Source organism: Streptomyces sp. NBC_00009 (genome assembly GCF_045040855.1).
Lineage (GTDB): Bacteria > Actinomycetota > Actinomycetes > Streptomycetales > Streptomycetaceae > Streptomyces > Streptomyces aureus.
The window spans coordinates 5,417,456-5,435,929 of the sequence record NZ_CP108312.1 but is presented as its reverse complement, the minus strand read 5'-3'; the positions used below and the strand labels follow the sequence as shown (position 1 = coordinate 5,435,929).

Genomic DNA, 18,474 nt, shown 5'->3' with positions numbered 1-18,474 from the left:
CATCGTGGGCGGGCGGTTAGCTTGGTCATAGCTTGAAAGTTCAAGCATGTCCCTTCCGAGTCAGGAGAACCCCACGTGACCTCTCTCGCGAACCAGCTCGGGCCGCTCCGCGCGCCCGGCTCCCCCGCCCCCGCCGCGCCCGCCCACGCCTATGACCTCGGTCTTCTCGTTCTGCGCCTCGCCCTCGGCCTGACCATGGCCGCGCATGGTGCGCAGAAGCTCTTCGGCTGGTTCGGCGGGGGCGGGATCGACGGCACCGGGCAGTTCTTCGCCGCCTCCGGCTACCCGTCACCGAAGGCGTTCGCCGCGGTCGCCGGGCTCAGCGAGACCCTCGGCGGGCTCGGCCTCGTGCTCGGCCTGCTCACCCCGCTGGCCGCCGCGGCCGTGGCCGGCACCCTGGTCAACGCCATCGCCGTGAAGTGGGGCGGCGGATTCTTCGCGCCGCAGGGCATCGAGTACGAGCTCCTGATCGCACTCGGCGCGGTGGCGCTCGCACTGACCGGCCCCGGGCGCATCGCCGTCGACCGCTTCCTGCCGGGGCTGCGGTCCCACCGCCTCGGATACGGCATCGGCGCCGTGGCGCTCGGTGTGGTGGTGGCCGGGATCACTCTGCTGCTGCGTAAGTGAGGCCGTTAATCGGTGAAGACGTGAATCGGTGAGCTGGTGAGCCGGTTGGTGTTCAGGCGGTTGGCCGGTTGGTGTTCAGGCGGCTAGCCGGTGAGCCGGTTGGTTGTGAGCCGGTGAGTCATGGTGGCCCGGGTGCTGACGCGCTCGGGCCGTCGGGCTTTCCGGCTCATGTCATCACGCCCCGCCCGTCTCCCCCTCGATCCACGCGAGGTACGCAGCACTCCCCCGTACCACCGGTGTCGCAATGATCTCCGGGGTGTCGTAGTCGTGCGCCTCCAACAGCCATGACTCCAGGGCCCCGTAGCCGTCGGCCGTCGTCTTGAGGAGCACCTGCCATTCCTGGGCGGTCTCCGTGTTGCCCTGCCAGCGGTAGACCGAGGTGACCGGGCCCGCGATCTGGGCGCAGGCCGCCAGGCGTGCTTCGACCGCTCCCGCGGCCAGGGCGCGGGCCTTGGCCTCGCCGTCGGTCGTGGTGAGGACCGTCAGGGCCAGTGCGTTCATGTCCGTTCCTTTCGCGGGCCGTGCGCTCCTGATTCTCCAGGTGAACACCTATTTCACAGCTCCGCCACAGAGGCTCTATGGACATGACATGTCATGGACCCTTAAATCTGAGGCGTCATCAGTGTGACCCCCCTCAGCGCGCCCGCGCGCCGTCACTAGGAGCCCGATGAGACCTGCCCGGACCACATCGCGACTCACCACCGCCGGCATAGCCACGGCGGCCGCCACCCTGCTGGCCGCCGCCCTCGCCCCCACCGCGGGCGCCGACACCGCCCCGCCCACCCGGGCCGACGCCGTCCGGAACGCCACGGCCGCGCTGCACGCGGTGGCCGGGGACCTCGGGCTCACCTCGGCCCAGGGCACCTCCGTGCGGGACGTCGTCGTCGACCCGGACGGCACCCAGCACGTGCGCTACAACCGCACCTTCCGCAAGCTCCCCGTTCTCGGCGGCGACTTCGTCGTCCACCTGAACCGCGACGGCGGCTACCGCTCGGCGAACCGCGCGGTCCGCGGCGACCTCGCCGTGCCGAGCGTGACGCCGGCGCTCCCCGCTCCGAAGGCCGCCGACCTCGCCGCCGCCGCGCTGCGTGCCGCCAACCCGGGCGAGCTCCTGCGCAAGGTCGTCGCCAAGCCCGCGCTCGTCGTGGACGCGCTGCACGGCGCGCCGAAGCTGGCCTGGCGCACCGACGCCGCCGGCAAGGACTCGCTCGGCAACCCGGTCGCCCGTGTCGTCCTCACCGACGCCACCACCGGCAAGCAGATCGACGCCTGGGACAGCATCGAGACCGCGACCGGCGACGGGAAGTCCCTCTACTCGGGCACGGTGCCGCTGGAGACGACCCAGTCCGGGTCGACGTACCAGCTCAAGGACGCGACGCGGGGCGGCACCTACTCGGGTGACGCGCAGAACAAGACCGACGGCTGCATCCTGACCATCTGCTGGAGCCGCGCTCCCGCGGTGGTGTTCACCGACACCGACAACCACTGGGGCACCGGCACGAACGCCGACCGCTCGTCGGCCGCCGTGGACGCCCAGTACGGGACCGACACGACGTGGGACTACTACAAGAACGTCCACGGCCGTAACGGCATCGCCGGCGACGGCAAGGGCTCGTACAACCGCGTCCACTACGGCAGCAACTACAACAACGCCTTCTGGGACGACAGCTGCTTCTGCATGACGTACGGCGACGGTGACGGCTCGACGTTCGGGCCGCTCGTGGCGCTCGACGTCGCCGGGCACGAGATGTCGCACGGTGTCACGTCGAAGACGGCGGGGCTCACCTACTCGGGCGAGTCCGGCGGCCTGAACGAGGCGACGTCCGACATCTTCGGCACGCTCGTCGAGTTCTACGCGAACAACGCGTCCGACCCGGGTGACTGGCTCATCGGCGAGAAGATCGTGAAGCCCGGCTTCGGCCAGCCGGCGCTGCGCTTCATGGACAAGCCCAGCAAGGACGGCAACTCCGCCGACTGCTGGAGCTCGTCGGTCGGCAACCTCGACGTGCACTACTCGTCCGGGGTCGCCAACCACTTCGCGTACCTGCTCGCCGAGGGCAGCGGGCCGAAGGTCATCGGCGGCGTCCAGCACAACAGCCCGACGTGCAACGGCTCGACGCTGAGCGGCATCGGCAAGGACAAGCTCGGCAAGATCTGGTACCGGGCCCTGACCGTCTACATGACGTCCTCGACGAACTACGCGGGCGCCCGCACGGCGACCCTCAGCGCGGCGAAGGACCTGTACGGCGCCGGCAGCGCGGAGTACGCCGCCGTGGCCGCGACCTGGTCTGCCGTGTCCGTGGGCTGACATCGCGCATGGGTAAGGGAGGCCCCCGTAGCCGTCGGCTGCGGGGGCCTTCGGCTGCCCGGTCTCAACTGCCGTACGGGCGCACCTCCTTCGCCTCCCGCAGTGCCTTCGCCCACCACGCCAGCTGGTCGAGCATCGACTTCGCCGCGGCGGCCGGCGCCGCGGGGTCGCGGTGGGCGCCGGACGCGTCGAAGTGGCTGCCCGCGTTGGCGAAGGAGACGGTGTCCCTGACCGTGACGGCGTGCAGCTCGGCGAAGACGGTGCGCAGGTGCTCGACCGCGCGCAGGCCGCCGGAGATCCCGCCGTAGGAGACGAAGCCGACGGGCTTGGCCTGCCATTCGGCGTGGTGCCAGTCGATGACGTTCTTGAGGGACGCCGGGTAGGAGTGGTTGTACTCGGGGGTGAGGACGACGAAGGCGTCGGCCGCGGCCAGCTTCGGGGTGACCTTGGCGAGCTCGGCCCGTACCTCGTTGGACGGGTCGTAGGAGAGCGCGGTGGGCAGGTCGGCGGCGGCTACGTCGATCACGTCGACGGCGAAGTCGGGGCGCTCCCCGAGCAGGGACATGAGCCAGTCGGCGACGACCGGGCCGAAGCGGCCCTCGCGGTTGCTGCCGATGACGACGGCGACCCGTACGGGGGTCTCGGTAGGGGCGGAAACGGGGGCGGAAACGGGGGCGGCGGAAGGTGCGGCTGTGGTGTTCATGGGGGCAAGCCTCGTACCTGAAGTTTGGTTGAGGTCAAGCGGGCGCCACGGGGTCCGGTCACCCGTTCACCGGCGCCGGCTCTCCTCGCGGGTTCTTTTCTTCGACACACCGGTGACCTGCCGGAATGTCCCTGCCGGGGTGTCAGATGACGCCCTTTCACCAGTTTTCTGATGGTGCATCAGGAGGCGTTCCGGGGCTAGTGCCACTTACCTCGGTAGGGCAGGGGCGTGACCGACGCAGCGGCACTTGGGGGTGCCGCGGGCCGTGCCCCCTCGGAGGAGCACGACACGATGCGCACATCCCGCCTGCTGACCGCTGCCGCGCTCGCCGCGGCCGCCGCGGCACTGACCGCCGCGCCCGCGTACGCCGACTCGGGCGGCCTCGCGGTGTACCCGGCGAACGCCGCCGCGGGCGCCACGGTCACCGTCAACACCACCGCGTGCGGCACGGCCCGCACCGCCGCCGGGGACGCGAGCGCGGTCGGCGCGGGCACCTTCGTGCTCGCCCCGGGCACGCACGCGAAGGACGCCGAGGGGCGGTTCCAGGTGCCTGCGTCGGCGCAGCCCGGAACGTACGAGATCGTCGCGAAGTGCTCCGGCGGCGGGCAGGTGACGGGCGACCTGATCGTCGCGCTCGCCTCCTCGTCGGACCAGGTCCATCCGAAGGGCCATGTGGAGACGGGGGTCGGCGGCGCACTCGGCACCGACCCCGTGAAGACCGCGGCGGGAGTGGCAGCGCTTGCCGTCGCCGCCGCGGGCGGTACCTGGCTCCTGCATCGCCGGGCGAGAGGCGAAGGGATCTGACGGGGGCCGGACGGACGACCTCCGATGTCCCTCCGGCCCCCTGGTACCGCTTGTCCTCTCCTCCCCCGGCCTCGCACCCCCCTCGCGCGGCCGGGGGAGGAAGGCGACCGCCACCCACTTCGACCCGGAGAAGCCGATGCCGCAGGCGCCCCGCCGAAGAGTCAGCAGCGGACTCATAGCCGCGGTCACCGCTCTCGCCCTGTGTCTGGGCGCCTGGCTGCTGCACCAGGGCACCGAGACGCAAGGACCGCCACAGCCGTCCGCCGCGCAGGCCGCCTCCGCGCACCCCGGCACCGGCCACGAGCCGCCCGGCGCGGCCCCCCTCTCCTCCTCGCCGCCCGACCGCATCCGCATCCCCTCGATCCGGGTGGACGCGCCGCTCATGGGACTCGGCCTGACCCCGCAGGGCAGCCTGGACGTCCCGCCGCCGCAGGAGAAGAACCTGGCCGGCTGGTACGAGGCCGGGACCGCGCCCGGCGTCCGCGGCACGGCGGTCGTGGCCGGCCACGTCGACAACGCCGACGGTCCCGCCGTCTTCTACGACCTGGGTGCCCTCACCAAGGGCCGCACCATCGAGGTCGACCGCCGCGACGGCTCCGTCGCCGTGTTCACCGTCGACGCCGTCGAGGTCTACGACGCCAGCGCCTTCCCCGATCAGAAGGTGTACGGCGCCGCGGACCGGCCCGAGCTGCGCGTCATCACATGTGGCGGCGGCTACTCGAAGCAGACCGGCTACCGGGGCAACGTCGTGGTGTTCGCACATCTGACAGGCAGCCGCTGAGCCCTCACACCGACGCCCCTCGCGCGCTGAGCGCAGCGTTCCCCGTGGGAAACGGGAGGGATGCGGCCGGGTAACACCGGCCCCGCAGGCTGCCGTGCATGACCTTTTCGACGGACACCGGGCGCGTGGTGGTGATCGGCACCGGCCTCGCCGGTACCCGGCTCGCCCGGCGCCTTGGCTCGGCCGCCGTACTCATCGGTGAGGAGGCGCACGCCCCGTACAACAGGGTGCTGCTCGCCGAGGTCCTCGCGGGCAGCTACGGCGCCGACGTCATCGCGCTGCCCCGCCACACCGGAACCCACCTGCGGACCCGCGCCGTCCGCATCGACCGCGCCGAGCGTGTGGTGCGCTGCGAGGACGGCTCCGACGTCCCCTACGACACCCTCGTGCTCGCCACCGGATCGAACCCGGTCCTGCCGCCCCTGCGCGGCCTGTTCGCGCCGGGCGCGGCGGAGCTGCCGGGCGGGGTGCACGCCTTCCGCACCATGGACGACTGCCTGGCCCTGTCGCGGGCGGTGGCTCCCGGCGTGCGCGCCGTCGTCGTCGGCGGCGGGCTCCTCGGGGTGTCCGCGGCCCGTGCGCTAGCCCTTCGCGGCGCCCAGGTGGTGCTCACACAGCAGTCCGAGCGCCTGATGGAGCGCCAGCTCGACCCGCGGTCCTCGCACCTGGTGCACGAGCACCTCACCGCGCTCGGCGTCGAGGTGCACACGCAGTGCCGGGTGCGGGGCGTGGGCGTCGTCGACGGGGCGGTCCGCCGCGTCGAGCTCGCCGACGGCTATGTCCTCGGCACGGATCTGACGGTCCTCGCGTGCGGGGTGCGCCCCCGGACCGGTCTCGCGGCGGCTGCCGGGCTCGACGTGAGCGAGGGGATCGTCGTCGACGACGAGCTGCGCACGTCGGACCCCCGCGTCCGCGCGATCGGGGACTGCGCCCAGCACGCGGGCCGCGTCTACGGGCTCGCGACCCCGGCCGTCGAACAGGCCGACGCACTCGCCGAGAACCTGCTGTCCGGGCGGCGGCGCCCCTACGCGGGCACCCGCACCCTCACCCGGCTGACCCTGCCGCACGAGGCCGGGCCGCTCGACCTCGCGGCGTTCGGCGAGCCCGAGGCGCTGCCCGGTGACGACGTCGTGCAGCTCGCCGACGCCACCCGCGGCACGTACCGCAAGGTCGTCGTCCGCGGTGACCGGCTCGTCGGCGGGGTCCTGGTCGGCGAGCTCGGCACGGTCGGGGCGCTGGCCCGGGCCTGGGAGGCGGACGACCCGCTGCCCGACGACGGCGCACCCCTGCTCCACCTGCTCACTCACGACGGAGGCCTCTGAGATGCCCACCATGCCCACACTCGTACTCGTCGGCCACGGCATGGTCGGCCAGCGCTTCCTGGAGGCCCTGGCCGAGCGCGGGCTCACGGACACGCACCGCGTCGTCGTGCTGTGCGAGGAGCCGCGCCCCGCCTACGACCGGGTCCAGCTCACCTCGTACTTCTCGGGCCGCACCCCGGACGAACTCTCGCTCACGGACGCCGCATTCATCGCGCGGCACGGCATCGAGCTGCACCTCGGGGACCCGGCCGAGCACATCGACCGCGCAACGCGGACGGTCACGGCGCGCTCAGGTCTCCAGGTCACGTACGACACGCTCGTCCTCGCGACCGGCTCCTACCCGTTCGTGCCGCCCGTGCCCGGCAAGGACGCGACGGGCTGTTTCGTGTACCGCACGATCGAGGACCTCCTCGCGATCGAGGAGTACGCGAAGCGGTGCGCCACGACCGGCGCGGTGGTGGGCGGCGGGCTGCTCGGCCTGGAGGCGGCCGGCGCCCTGCGCGGCCTCGGCCTCGACACGCACGTCGTGGAGTTCGCGCCGCGTCTGATGCCGGTGCAGGTCGACGAGGGCGGCGGCGCTGCCCTCCTGCGCACCATCACGGGCATGGGCCTGAGCGTCCACACGGGCGTCGGCACGCAGGAGATCCTGACCGGCGGCGAGGGCGGCGCGGTGCGCGCCATGAAGCTGTCGGACGGCTCGGAGCTTGCGACGGACCTGGTGGTGTTCTCGGCGGGCGTACGGCCGCGCGACCAGCTCGCCCGCGACATGGGGCTCACGGTCGGTGAGCGCGGCGGCATCACCGTCGACGAGCGGTGCCGCACCAGCGACCCGGCCGTCTACGCGATCGGCGAGTGCGCGCAGGCCGTGGACGGCCGCGTGTACGGCCTGGTCGCGCCGGGCTACGAGATGGCGCAGACGGTGGCCGCCTCGATCGCCTCGCAGGACGGGCAGTTCACCGGTGCCGATCTGTCGACGAAGCTGAAGCTGCTCGGCGTTGACGTGGCCTCCTTCGGCGACGCGCATGGCACCGCCGAAGGCTGCCTCGACGTCGTCTACTCGGACTCGCGCTCGGGCACGTACAAGAAGCTCGTCGTGGGCCCGGAGGGGGAGCTGCTCGGCGGGATCCTGGTCGGGGACGCGGAGGCGTACGGGACGCTGCGCGCGCTGACCGGTTCGGTGCCGCCCGTGGCGCCCGAGCAGCTGGTGCTGCCCGCCGGTGCGGGGGCGCCGGTGGCGCTCGGCCCGGAGGCACTGCCCGGCGACGCGGTGATCTGCTCCTGCCACAACGTCACCAAGGAGGCGATCCAGGCGCACGCCACGCTGCCCGAGGTGAAGAAGTGCACCAAGGCCGGTACGGGCTGCGGCAGTTGCGTGAAGCTGATCGGCCAACTCCTCCCGCAGAGCGGCGACAAGGGCCTGTGCGGCTGCTTCCCGCACACCCGCGCCGAGCTGTACGAGATCGTCCGGGTCAAGCGGATCGCGTCGTACGCGGAGCTGCTCGACGCGCACGGGCGTGACGGCGCGCGCGGCGGCGAGGGCTGCGAGGTGTGCAAGCCGGCGGTCGGCTCGATCATCGCCTCGCTCGCCCCGACGATCGGCGCCGAGGGCCATGTCCTCGACGGCGAGCAGGCGGCGCTCCAGGACACGAACGACCACTTCCTCGCCAACCTCCAGAAGAACGGCTCCTATTCGGTCGTGCCCCGCATCCCCGGCGGCGAGGTCACCCCGGAGAAACTGATCGTGATCGGTGAGGTGGCGCGCGACTTCGGGCTCTACACAAAGATCACCGGGGGTCAGCGGATCGACCTGTTCGGCGCGCGGGTCGAGCAACTGCCGCTGATCTGGGCGCGGTTGGTGGACGCCGGTTTCGAGTCGGGCCACGCGTACGGCAAGGCGCTGCGGACGGTGAAGTCGTGCGTGGGGCAGACGTGGTGCCGCTACGGCGTCCAGGACTCGGTGCGCATGGCGATCGACCTGGAGCTGCGCTACCGCGGTCTGCGGGCCCCGCACAAGCTGAAGTCGGCCGTGTCGGGCTGCGGGCGCGAGTGCGCGGAGGCCCAGTCGAAGGACTTCGGGGTGATCGCCACGGCCAACGGCTGGAACCTGTACGTGGGCGGCAACGGCGGCGCGACCCCACGCCACGCGGACCTCCTCGCGCAGGACCTGTCCGACGCCGAGCTGATCCGGCTGATCGACCGGTTCCTGATGTTCTACATCCGCACGGCCGACCGTCTGGAGCGTACGGCGGGCTGGCTGGAGCGGATCGAGGGCGGCCTCGATCACGTACGGGACGTCGTCGTGCACGACTCCCTCGGTCTCTGCGACGAGCTGGAGGCCCTGATGGCCGACCACGTCGCGCACTACCGCGACGAGTGGGCCGACACCATCAACGACCCGGAGCGCCTGGAGCGCTTCGTGTCCTTCGTGAACGCGCCCGACGCGCCGGACCCGCTGGTGCGGTTCGTCCCGGAGCGCGACCAGATCAAGCCCGACCTGCCCCTGCTGTCCATCGGCTCCCGCCCACTGGAAGGATCGGTGACGTCATGACCGTCGCTCCCGAGAAGACCGCCGTGATGGTGCAACTCCGCCTGGAAGACGCCTGGTTCACGGTCTGCGAACTTGCCCGGCTGACCCCGGGCCGCGGGGTCGCGGCGCTGCTCCCCGACGGCCTGCAGGCCGCCGTGTTCCTGGACCGCACGGGCCGCCTCTACGCGGTCGGCAACCGTGACCCGTTCACGGGCGCCGCGGTCCTCTCGCGCGGCCTGATCGGCTCGGCCGAGGGCCGCCCGTTCGTCGCGTCGCCGCTGCTCAAGCAGCGCTTCGACCTCGAAAGCGGCGCATGCCTCGACGACGAGGCGTACGCGGTCGCCACGTACGCCGTGCAGACCACGCCGAGCATCACCTGACCCACGCCGAGCATTTCTTGACCGATCGTTCCGCTTACGCCTAGTCTCCTTACCGTGGCCAGGACCAAGGAATTCGATCCGGACGCCGCGCTCCAGTCAGCCCTAGAGCTGTTCTGGCGGCGCGGCTACGAGGCGACGTCGATGGCGGACCTCGTCGGCCATCTCGGCATCGGCCGCGCCAGCATCTACGCGACCTTCGGCAACAAGCACGAGCTGTACCTGAAGGCGATGGACCGGTACGCCGAGTCCACCGATACGGTCGTCCTCGCCGACCTGTCGGCCGGCGGCCCCGCACTGCCGGCCGTGCGCGCGCTCGTCCGGCGCTTCGCCGCCGAGGCGACGACCGACGAACGGCGCCTGACCGGCTGCTTCGTCACCAACACGGCGACGGAGCTGGCCCCGCACGACACGGCGGCGGCGCGCCGCGTGGAGCGCAGCTGGGAGCACATCGAGACGCTGCTGCGCGCCACGCTCACGCGAGCTCGGGCCCAGGGCGAGCTGCCCGCCGACCGCGACCCACGAGCGCTGGCCCGTCTGCTGCTCGTCCTCATGCAGGGCATGCGCGTCGTCGGGAAGGCGTCACCGGACCCGGCGCGCGTACGGGACGCGGCCGAGCAGGCACTCGGCCTCCTGGACTGAGGGGCAACTCCCCCGGCACACCCGTCGGGCTCTTCCCCATGCCCTGATATTGAACCGATCGTTCTGGAAATACCGCGTCACCACCGCCCTCTGCTTCCACCACCCAAGGAGTCACGCATGTCCCGCAGTCGCTTCGCCGGTAAGAGCGTCCTCGTCACCGGTGCCGGAACCGGGCTCGGGCGGGCCATCGCGCTCGCCTTCGCCGCCGAGGGCGCGCGCGTCGTCGTCGCCGGGCGGACCCGCGCCACCCTCGACGCGACGGTGGACCTCATCGAGGCGGCGGGCGGCACGGCCGTCGCGCACACCGCCGACGTGAGCCGGGCCGGGGACCTCCAGGAGCTGGTGGGCGCCACCGTCGAGCGGTTCGGGTCGCTCGACGTCGCCGTGAACAACGCGGGCGTCTTCCGCGGCGCGGGCCCCGTCGCCGAACTCGCCGCCGACGACTGGCAGACGCTGCTCGACATCAACGTCACCGGCGTACTTCTCGCCCTCCAGGCCGAGGTCGCGCAGATGCGGACGCAGGAGCGCGGCGGCGCGATCGTCAACATCTCCTCCAACCTCGGCCCTCACAAGTCCCGTGCGGGCGTGACCGGTTACGCCGTGTCGAAGGCGGCCGTCTCCGCGCTGACCAGGGGCGCCGCCCTCGACCACATCGGTGACGGGGTCCGTGTCAACGCGGTCAGCCCGGGTCCCTCCGCGACCGACATGTCCCTGCTCCCCGGCGAGACCGAGGCCGAGCGGGCCGTCCGCATGAAGGAGGCGACGCCGCTCGGCCGGGTCACGGCGACGGACGAGGTCGCCGCCGCCGTCCTGTACCTGGCGTCCGAGGACGCCGCGTCCGTGGTCGGCGCCGACCTGGTGATCGACGGCGGCGCGGCGGCATAGCCCGTAGCGAGAGGGGGGTGGGTCAGTCGTCGATGCCCGAGCGCTCCACCCCCGCCACGATCCACCGCTGGAAGAACAGGAACACCACGAGCAGCGGCACGATCGAGACGGCCGCCGCGATGAACAGCTCGTGGAGCCGCACCACTTGGGACGTGGTGAAGGACGAGAGAGCCACCTGGACGGTCCATGCGTTGCGGTCCTGGCCGATGACCAGGGGCCACAGGAAGGAGTTCCACGCGCCGATGAAGACGATCGTGCCGACGGCCGCGAAGACGGGCCGGGAGTTGGGCACGACCACCCGCCAGTACGTACGCCAGTAGCCGAGCCCGTCGACGCGCGCCGCGTCCTCCAGCTCCCCGGGAAATCCCAGGAAGTACTGCCGGAAGACGAAGCAGGCGAACGCGGAGAACAGGGTCGGGACGATCAGTCCGCGCAGTGTCGAGATCCAGCCCAGCGACGAGACGAGCACGAAGCTGGGCACGAAGGTGACCGCGGCCGGGACCATCAGGGTGCCGAGGATCGCGTAGAAGACCTTGTTCGCGTGCCGGTACGGGATGCGGGCCAGGCCGTAGCCGGCGAGCGAGGCGAGGAGGAGGGTGCCGAGTGTCGTCGCGACGGCGATGAGCGCGGAGTTGAGCAGGGAGCGGGCGTAGGGGACGGACGTGTCGTCGAAGAGCTCCTTGACGTTCCCCCAGTGCAGCGAGGACGGGAAGAACGTCCACTCGGGCGAGGTGATGTCGCTCTCGGCGGCGAGCCCGTTGCGTACAAGGAGATAGAAGGGGATCAGGAACAGGAGCGCGAGCGCGATCAGCAGGGCGAGGCGCAGGGCGCGGCCCGCCCTGACCCGGGAGTCGTCCCTCACTGCGTCTCCTTCCGGCCCAGGCCGAACCATTTGGCCTGCCCCACCGTCACCACCGCGATGATCAGAGCGAGCAGCACCGCGCCCGCGCTGCCGAGCCCGAGGTTCTGCCCCTGGCCGAGCGCCGTGTAGTAGAGGTAGACGAGCGGGGGCCTGGCGTACGGCGGATAGCCGCGGGCGTCCGAGAGCAGGTTGTAGAACTCGTCGAAGGCCTGGAAGGCGTTGACGACGAGGAGCAGGACGACCGCCACTGAGGTGGCCCGCAGCTGCGGGAACGTGATGTGCCGGAAGACCTGCCAGCCGGGCCGCGCCCCGTCGACGGCCGCCGCCTCGTAGAGGGTGGGGCTGATGCGCTGGAGCCCCGCGAGGAACAGCACCATGTAGAAGCCGGCCTGGAGCCAGAGCCGTACGGTGACGATGACGGCCCAGTACCAGGGCGGGTCGGTCGTCGACAGCCAGGCGATCTGGTCGCCGCCGAACCAGCCGAGGACGGTGTTGGCGAGCCCGAACCGCACCCCGTTGAAGATCGACATCTTCCAGATCAGGGCGGCCACCACGTAACTGCAGGCGGCGGGCAGGAAGAAGACCGAGCGGAAGAACGCCTGGGCGCGGCGCAGGCGGTTCACCATGAGGGCGAGGGCGAGCGACAGCGCGTAGGTCGCGGGCACGATGAAGAGCGAGAAGACGAGGAAGGTCCACAGGCTGTCGGTGAACGCCTCGTTCCTCAGCATCGCCGTGTAGTTGCCGAGGCCGACGAAGTCGCTCGGGGTGACGGTGTTGTGGGCGTCGAAGAAGCTGAGGTAGACGCTCCAGCCGAGCGGGATGTACGTGAAGACGCCGAGGCCGAGGAGGAAGGGCCCGACGAAGATCCAGAACCAGAGGGTGCGGTTCTGGACGCCGGCCCACTTCCGTGCCGTGCCGCCCTGCCGGCGGCCTCTCTGCCGAGGGATCGCCTGGCGGCGGCCCTCTTGCCGGAGGCTCACTTCTTCTTCACGCGGTCGAGCTCGGCCGACACCTTCCGCACGACCTTCTTCAGCTCGCCGTCCGGGCTCGCGCCGTCCTTGATGATGCGGCTGAGGGCGTCCTGGTAGGCGGTCTGGCTGGCCGGTGTCCAGCGGAGAGGCTGGGCGTAGCCGTGGTCGGTCGTGAAGCGGACGGCGTCGGCCGCCGCGCCCTTCCTGAGCTTCCCGGCCTTCTTCGCCAGCGAGATCCGGGCCGGGATGTGGAAGCCGTACGAGAGGGCGAAGTCCTCCTGGTACTCGGTGCGGTCGATCCACAGCCACTTGAGGTAGTCCTTCGCGGCCTGCTGGTGCTTGCCACGGGTGGAGACCGCCGCGCCGTACGCGCCGACCGGCACCGACGGCTCGCCCTCGGCGCCGTCCTTCGGGAAGGGCAGCACGCCGAAGTCGTCGCCGAGTGCCTTCTGCACGGTGGGCAGCGCCCACAGGCCCGACCACTGCATGGCGGTCAGGCCCTGGACGAACGCCGACGGGTCGGACCAGTCGGAGGGTGCGCCCAGGAGCAGCGACTTGTCGGCGTACAGCTGGTGGATCTTGCCGAGGGCGCGGGCGGCGGCCGGGTCGTCGAAGCCGACCTTGCCGTCCTCGGTGACGAGTTCGAGGCCGGCCGCGTACAGAGGCGTGCCGCCGAGGACGCCCGCGCCTCCGTCGTTGCCGAGGAAGAGGCCCTTCGTCTTCTTCGAGGTGAGCTTCTTCGCGGCGTCCACGAGCTCGTCGAGCGTCCTCGGCGGCTCGACGCCCGCGTCGGCGAGCAGGCTCTTGCGGTAGTAGAGCATCTGCATGTCGATGACCTGCGGGATCGCCCAGATCCTGCCGTCGTACGTCTTCGGGGCGAGGACCGCCGGGTTGAAGTCGTCCTTGACCCCCTCGAACAGGCCGGTGAGGTCGGCGATCTGCTTGCCCTGGATCTGGTCGAGGGTGGGCCCGTTGACCTCGAAGACGTCGGGGCCCGAGTCGGTGAGAAGGGCGGCGGCGGTCTGCTCGTCGTAGTTGCCGGGCCGCCACTGGACGGTGACGTGCGCCTTGTCGTACGCGGCGGCGTACTTCTTCACGGCCTGCTCGGTGCCCTGCTCGCCGTACTGGTGGTACCACTGCGAGAGCTCCGGCCCGCCGCCCGAGCCTCCGTCGTCCCGGCCGGTGTTGGAGCCGCACGCCGTGAGCAGCCCCAGCGCGGCGCCGGTCCCGAGCAGTCCCCTGCGGCTGATGGTCATTGATCGTCCCCCTGCTGTTCGTACGCCCGCTTCTTTCGGCGTACACGGATTCCGACGGCCCAACGATCAACCATGCAGCGGGATTACGACAGAGGGACTACAGCCGTATGTCGGCGCCTCCCGTCAGCACGGCGTCAACGTGCGCGGCGGGCGGATCAGCGACGCGTCAAGAGTGCTGACCTGGGGCGCCGCACGGGCTTACGGTGCGCTGCATGGGACGCGATACGAGGACGGGATCCCGCGGGCGGGCGGCGGCACCGGCTGGGGCGGACGCGGTGGTGCGGGACCGGCGGTGGGCCGCCGATCTGCGGGCGGCGGTGTTCTGCGCGCTCACGCTGTTCTGCCTGATCCTGGTGATCGACACGGCCAACGGCACGCTGAGCGCGGCGCGGGTCGGGCTGTGGGCGGCGCTCTCGGTGCTGCTGCACGCCGTGCTGCATCCGCCGCTGGTCAGCGCGGGGCCCGGCTGGCTCGCCGTGCGCGGCGTCTGGGGCACGCGGCGGGTCTGCACGGACCTGCTGACGTCGGTGCGCCACAGCGACGGGGTGACGCCGCGGCTCGTGCTGCGCGACGCGCTCGGCGGCCGCGTGGAACTGGACCCGAAGGTGCTCACCGACAACCCCGTCCTGTGGCACCGCCTGGAGACGGGCGCGCGCCGGGCCCGCGCGAACGGACTGCTCCGCTGCGGTATGCCGGTCATCGACCGCCTCGCGGCCCGCATCGACGGCGACGCGGCCCGCGCGGTCTTCGACGCCTCTGAACTCGACTAGCCGGTCGGCCGGACCAGCCGGCCCGGCGGCTTGAAGTACCCCCTGGAACGTCCTCTAGAACGTCACGCCCGTCAGCTGTTCCGACGCCGCCCACAGCCGCTCCCCCGCCGCGTCGTCGAGGGTCCGCCGGGCCCGCCACGACTTCGCGGGCGCCCCGCGCCACATCATCAGGGACGGGCCGGTGAACGAGTCCGGGAGCACCCCGGGAGCCGTCGCCGCGTAGAGCGTGGGCAGCGCGCCGGCCTCGGCGGACTGGGCGATGACCCGGTTGCCCAGCTCGATGACCCGCTCGACGGCCTTGCGGCCCTCCATGCGCACGCCCTGCGTCGCGAGGTTCGTGGAGGCGTACCCGGGGTGCGCGGACGCCGCGACGACGTCGGACCCGCGCGCCGCCAGCTTGCGCGCCAGCTCGTGGATGAACAGCAGGTTCGCCGTCTTGGAGCGGCCGTACGCGATCCAGCGCCGGTAGCGGTGCTCGCTGTTGAGGTCCGCGATGTCGACGTCGGCGAGGGCGTGGAAGCCGCTGGAGACGCTGACGACGCGGGCGCCGGGTGTGTCGAGGAGCCGGGGCAGGAGCAGGCCGGTCAGCGCGAAGTGGCCGAGGTGGTTGACGCCGAACTGCGTCTCGAAGCCGTCTGCGGTCCGCCCCTGGGGCAGCGCCATCACGCCCGCGTTGTTGATCAGCAGGTCGAGCCGCTCGCCGCTGCCGTGAGACCCGGCGAACTTGCGCACGGACGACAGGTCACCCAGGTCGAGCTGCCCGAACTCGGCCTGCGCGCCCGGCACTTCGGAGCGCAGCCGCTCCAACGCGGCCGTGCCCCGCGCCTCGCTGCGGCAGGCGAGGACGACGCGGGCGCCCTTGCGGGCCAGCTCGCGTGCCGTGATGTAGCCGATGCCGCTGTTGGCGCCGGTGACCACGGCCGTGCGGCCGCTCTGGTCGGGGATGTCGCTCGCGTTCCAGCCGGTCATGGCTGTGCTCCCTGGACGAGGGGTACGGGGGTGCCCGACTGTACTTACCGGCCAGTAGATGCGGAACCCCGCACCCCCGTTTCCCCCGTACCCTTCACCCCTGTGCTCAGCCCCGCACTTCGAACCGGTAGAGCGAGTACCCGTACGTCGTCTGCCGCTTCACACCCAGCATCCGTACGCGCCGCGCCTCCACGGCGTCGAGGTCGACCGTGTCCACCCCGGCCGTGGTGCGGTCGCGGCGCGCGGCGACGGTGCTCCAGGACGAGCCGGTGGCGTCGGCGGAGACCTGGAGGTCGTAGTCCCGCCCGGCGGCCGTCTCCCAGTCGAGGACGATCCGCCGCACGGTCCGCGTCTGTTCCAGGTCGACCTCGATCCACTCGCCGTCCGTGTACTTCGACGCCCAGCGGGTGCCCGGGTCGCCGTCGGTGGCGTTGGGCGCGGTGAGCGTGGCCGTCTCGGCGGACGACGCGGTGGTGGGGCGGCCGAGCGCCAGGTCGGGGATGTCGTACACCTGGAGGCTCCACACCGAGTAGCGCGTGCTCGCGTGCTCCCGGCCGCGCAGGCGTACATGGCGGGCGGTGGTCGCCGGGAAGCCGAGTTCGTCCCAGCCCGCGCGGTCGCGGCCCGTGCGCTCGGCGACGGTGCGCCACGCGACGCCGTCGTCGGAGACCTCGACGGCGTACGCGGTGCCGTGATCCTGCCCCCATTCGACGCGCACGCGCTGTACGGGCCGGCTCTGCCCGAGGTCGACGGCCAGCCAGGGAGCCCGCTCGCGGCCGCTGGTCCACCGGGTGACCGGGCTGCCGTCGGTGGCGTACGCGGGGCGGGACCCCGCGGCCGTGGAGGAGGCGGTGGCCGGCGCGTCCAGGGAGATCTGGTCGGGTTCGGCGAGGGTGGGCGTGAGGGTGGTGAGCCCGGGTCCGGCGATCCCGCGCCTCAGCTCGGCGGTGAAGTCCCGGTAGCTCAGGCCCGCTCCGGACCCGCTCCACATCTTCTGAGCGAGCGTCCCGAAGGTCTTCTCGACCAGACCGTGGACGGCCTGCTGGGTGTACGTGGCGTGCACGAGGTCGTTCCACACGGCGGACATGGCGCCGCGCAGCTTCGGGTCGTGCGGCTGGAGGCTCTGACCCCCTGGGAAGACGTGCGGGGCCCAGCTCTCGTAGAGATACGGGCCGTCGAGGCCGCGCGGGTGGTAGTACGTCGCGAACGGGACGATGTACAGGAGCCCGTCGTTCGTGTTGACGATCTCGTAGCCGTCGGCCGTGGCCGCCTTGGGGCCGTACCAGCCGTTGTTCCAGCTGTGGATGGTGACGTCGCGGTCGTAGCCGGACGTGCCGGAGGGCGCCATCTCGGTGAGGCTGCCCCAGGCGCGGGGGTGTTTGCCGAGGGTGCGCAGGTGGGCGGCCATGGCGTTGAAGTAGCCGCGGTACTGCTCCTCGGGGCCGGTGTACTCGTCGGCGCCGTAGTGGATCTCGGGGCTGCGGAACCAGGGCGCGAACTCGTCGAAGACCTTCTTCATGAAGGCCGTCGTCTCCGGTTTGGCGAGGTCGAGGTGGTCGGAGTTGCCGCCCTTCAGGCCGAGTTCGGGGCGGAAGCGCACGAAGGAGCGGGCGTGTGCGGGCGCGTCGATCTCCGGGGTGAGCTGGACGGCGTGGGCGGCGGCGGTGTCCTCGAAGGAGTCCCAGTCCTCCCGCGAGTACGAGCCGTCGGATGCGGCGAGCCCGGCCCATTCGGGCTTGTCGCTGCGCAGCCGGAACGCGTCGTAGGCCTTGGACCAGTCGCCGCCGGCCGGGCTGATCTCGTTGTCGTTGAGATGCAGTTGCAGGTCGTTGAGCTTGAACCAGCCCATCAGGCGCAGCTGGTCGCGGACGAAGCCCGGGGTGAAGTAGCGGCGGCCCGCGTCCAGCATGAAGCCGCGCAGCCGGTAGTCGGGCCAGTCGTGGGCGGTGCCGGTGGGCAGTTCGCGGCGCCCGTCTGAGCGCAGGAGGATCTGCAGGACCGAGCGGGTGCCGTAGTAGAGGCCGGTGCGGGTGGGTGCGGTGACCGTGACGACGGATGCGGTGACGGTGAGGGTGTAGCCCTCCTCGGTGTACCGGTCGCCGCCGGGCGCGTGCCGGTCGGCCGGGTCGAGGACGAGCCGCAGGCCGCCCCGCACTCCGCGGCCGGCACGGGGCGCGCCGGGCCTGATGCCGGTGACCTCTTCGATCTCGTCGGCGAACTGCCGGGCAAGCGTGAGGAGTTCACCCGGTTCGGCGGTCTGCACGGCGATCGGTGCGCCTGCTTCGAGGCGGTACCGTCCCGTGGATCCGGCCCAGGCCTGGAGGGCGGGGATGACGACGGGGCGCTCGTTGACCGCGCTCCTGCCGGCGGCCCGCGCGGCGGCGGGCCCGAGCCCGATCGGCAGGGCGGTGGCTGCCGAGGTCACCGCGAGGGCGGTGACGAACGAGCGGCGTGACAGACGCGGTGAAGTCGTACCGTTACTCGGAGGCATGCATTGGACTACACCACTTGCCTTCCGGGCCTCACAAGGGAACGGACATCACAGAACTCCCAAGAGCGCCCGCCCCCGCGCACACGACTTCCAAGAGCGCCCGCCCCCGCGCACACGAAAGGGCGGCACCCCCCGCACAAGGGGTACCGCCCTCTCCTTCGGTGCACCGGAGCCGCTGC

At 71.8% G+C, this 18,474-nt stretch carries 17 protein-coding genes; 10 read left to right on the top strand and 7 right to left on the bottom strand.

Features of this window, described 5'->3' with window-relative positions; translation table 11 throughout:
• Positions 1 to 75: 75 nt before the first annotated feature.
• Positions 76 to 627: a DoxX family protein gene (locus OHA58_RS24455; RefSeq protein WP_405481384.1), complete on the top strand. Its 552-nt coding sequence runs from the start codon at positions 76 to 78 to the stop codon at positions 625 to 627.
• Between the two features lie 174 nt (positions 628 to 801).
• Here OHA58_RS24455 and cutA read toward each other — a convergent pair whose 3' ends face one another.
• Positions 802 to 1,128, bottom strand: coding sequence for a divalent-cation tolerance protein CutA (gene cutA, locus OHA58_RS24450; protein WP_405481382.1), 327 nt, complete (start codon positions 1,126 to 1,128; stop codon positions 802 to 804).
• A gap of 166 nt (positions 1,129 to 1,294) precedes the next feature.
• On the opposite strand from cutA, the gene OHA58_RS24445 reads away from it, so the two are divergent.
• A complete protein-coding gene (locus tag OHA58_RS24445; RefSeq protein ID WP_405481380.1) occupies positions 1,295 to 2,935 on the top strand; it encodes a M4 family metallopeptidase in 1,641 nt (546 codons plus the stop codon).
• 64 nt (positions 2,936 to 2,999) lie between these two features.
• Here OHA58_RS24445 and OHA58_RS24440 read toward each other — a convergent pair whose 3' ends face one another.
• Entirely contained in the window at positions 3,000 to 3,638 is a 639-nt protein-coding gene (locus tag OHA58_RS24440; protein WP_405481379.1) for an NADPH-dependent FMN reductase, read from the bottom strand.
• Between the two features lie 291 nt (positions 3,639 to 3,929).
• Here OHA58_RS24440 and OHA58_RS24435 point away from each other — a divergent pair, with 291 nt between their 5' ends.
• The 7 genes from OHA58_RS24435 (at position 3,930) to OHA58_RS24405 (ending at position 10,976) form a co-directional block, all read left to right on the top strand.
• On the top strand, positions 3,930 to 4,442 hold the full coding sequence (locus OHA58_RS24435) for a hypothetical protein (protein ID WP_405481378.1): 513 nt from the start codon (positions 3,930 to 3,932) through the stop codon (positions 4,440 to 4,442).
• Positions 4,443 to 4,578: 136 nt separating this feature from the next.
• Complete coding sequence (locus OHA58_RS24430) at positions 4,579 to 5,223, top strand: class F sortase (RefSeq protein ID WP_405481377.1); 645 nt, start codon at positions 4,579 to 4,581, stop codon at positions 5,221 to 5,223.
• A 98-nt stretch (positions 5,224 to 5,321) separates the two neighbouring features.
• The gene (locus tag OHA58_RS24425) at positions 5,322 to 6,545 is read left to right on the top strand and encodes an NAD(P)/FAD-dependent oxidoreductase (protein WP_405481376.1); all 1,224 of its coding nucleotides are present in this window, start codon (positions 5,322 to 5,324) and stop codon (positions 6,543 to 6,545) included.
• A gap of 1 nt (position 6,546) precedes the next feature.
• Entirely contained in the window at positions 6,547 to 9,093 is a 2,547-nt protein-coding gene (nirB, locus tag OHA58_RS24420) for a nitrite reductase large subunit NirB (RefSeq protein ID WP_405481375.1), read from the top strand.
• Positions 9,090 to 9,452, top strand: a complete 363-nt coding sequence (gene nirD / locus OHA58_RS24415) for a nitrite reductase small subunit NirD (protein ID WP_405481374.1) — start codon at positions 9,090 to 9,092, stop codon at positions 9,450 to 9,452. The genes nirB and nirD overlap by 4 nt, the downstream gene beginning before the upstream one ends.
• A 54-nt stretch (positions 9,453 to 9,506) precedes the next feature.
• Complete coding sequence (locus tag OHA58_RS24410) at positions 9,507 to 10,091, top strand: TetR/AcrR family transcriptional regulator (protein WP_405481372.1); 585 nt, start codon at positions 9,507 to 9,509, stop codon at positions 10,089 to 10,091.
• A 117-nt stretch (positions 10,092 to 10,208) separates the two neighbouring features.
• Entirely contained in the window at positions 10,209 to 10,976 is a 768-nt protein-coding gene (locus tag OHA58_RS24405) for an SDR family NAD(P)-dependent oxidoreductase (RefSeq protein WP_405481370.1), read from the top strand.
• Between the two features lie 22 nt (positions 10,977 to 10,998).
• On the opposite strand, the gene OHA58_RS24400 is transcribed toward OHA58_RS24405, so the two are convergent.
• The 3 genes from OHA58_RS24400 to OHA58_RS24390 all read right to left on the bottom strand — a co-directional run bounded on the left by OHA58_RS24400 (position 10,999) and on the right by OHA58_RS24390 (position 14,065).
• Positions 10,999 to 11,868, bottom strand: a complete 870-nt coding sequence (locus tag OHA58_RS24400; protein ID WP_405481369.1) for a carbohydrate ABC transporter permease — start codon at positions 11,866 to 11,868, stop codon at positions 10,999 to 11,001.
• On the bottom strand, positions 11,835 to 12,704 hold the full coding sequence (locus OHA58_RS24395) for a carbohydrate ABC transporter permease (protein WP_405485144.1): 870 nt from the start codon (positions 12,702 to 12,704) through the stop codon (positions 11,835 to 11,837). The genes OHA58_RS24400 and OHA58_RS24395 overlap by 34 nt, the downstream gene beginning before the upstream one ends.
• 110 nt (positions 12,705 to 12,814) lie before the next feature.
• Complete coding sequence (locus OHA58_RS24390; protein WP_405481368.1) at positions 12,815 to 14,065, bottom strand: ABC transporter substrate-binding protein; 1,251 nt, start codon at positions 14,063 to 14,065, stop codon at positions 12,815 to 12,817.
• A 212-nt stretch (positions 14,066 to 14,277) separates the two neighbouring features.
• Between OHA58_RS24390 and OHA58_RS24385 the strand changes: the two genes are divergently transcribed.
• The gene (locus OHA58_RS24385; protein ID WP_405481367.1) at positions 14,278 to 14,835 is read left to right on the top strand and encodes a hypothetical protein; all 558 of its coding nucleotides are present in this window, start codon (positions 14,278 to 14,280) and stop codon (positions 14,833 to 14,835) included.
• Between the two features lie 54 nt (positions 14,836 to 14,889).
• Here the strand turns inward: OHA58_RS24385 and OHA58_RS24380 are convergent, their stop codons facing one another.
• Together OHA58_RS24380 and OHA58_RS24375 are read right to left on the bottom strand one after the other, a co-directional pair.
• Positions 14,890 to 15,804: an oxidoreductase gene (locus OHA58_RS24380; RefSeq protein ID WP_405481366.1), complete on the bottom strand. Its 915-nt coding sequence runs from the start codon at positions 15,802 to 15,804 to the stop codon at positions 14,890 to 14,892.
• A 106-nt stretch (positions 15,805 to 15,910) separates the two neighbouring features.
• Complete coding sequence (locus OHA58_RS24375) at positions 15,911 to 18,295, bottom strand: discoidin domain-containing protein (RefSeq protein ID WP_405481364.1); 2,385 nt, start codon at positions 18,293 to 18,295, stop codon at positions 15,911 to 15,913.
• Positions 18,296 to 18,474 lie beyond the last annotated feature (179 nt).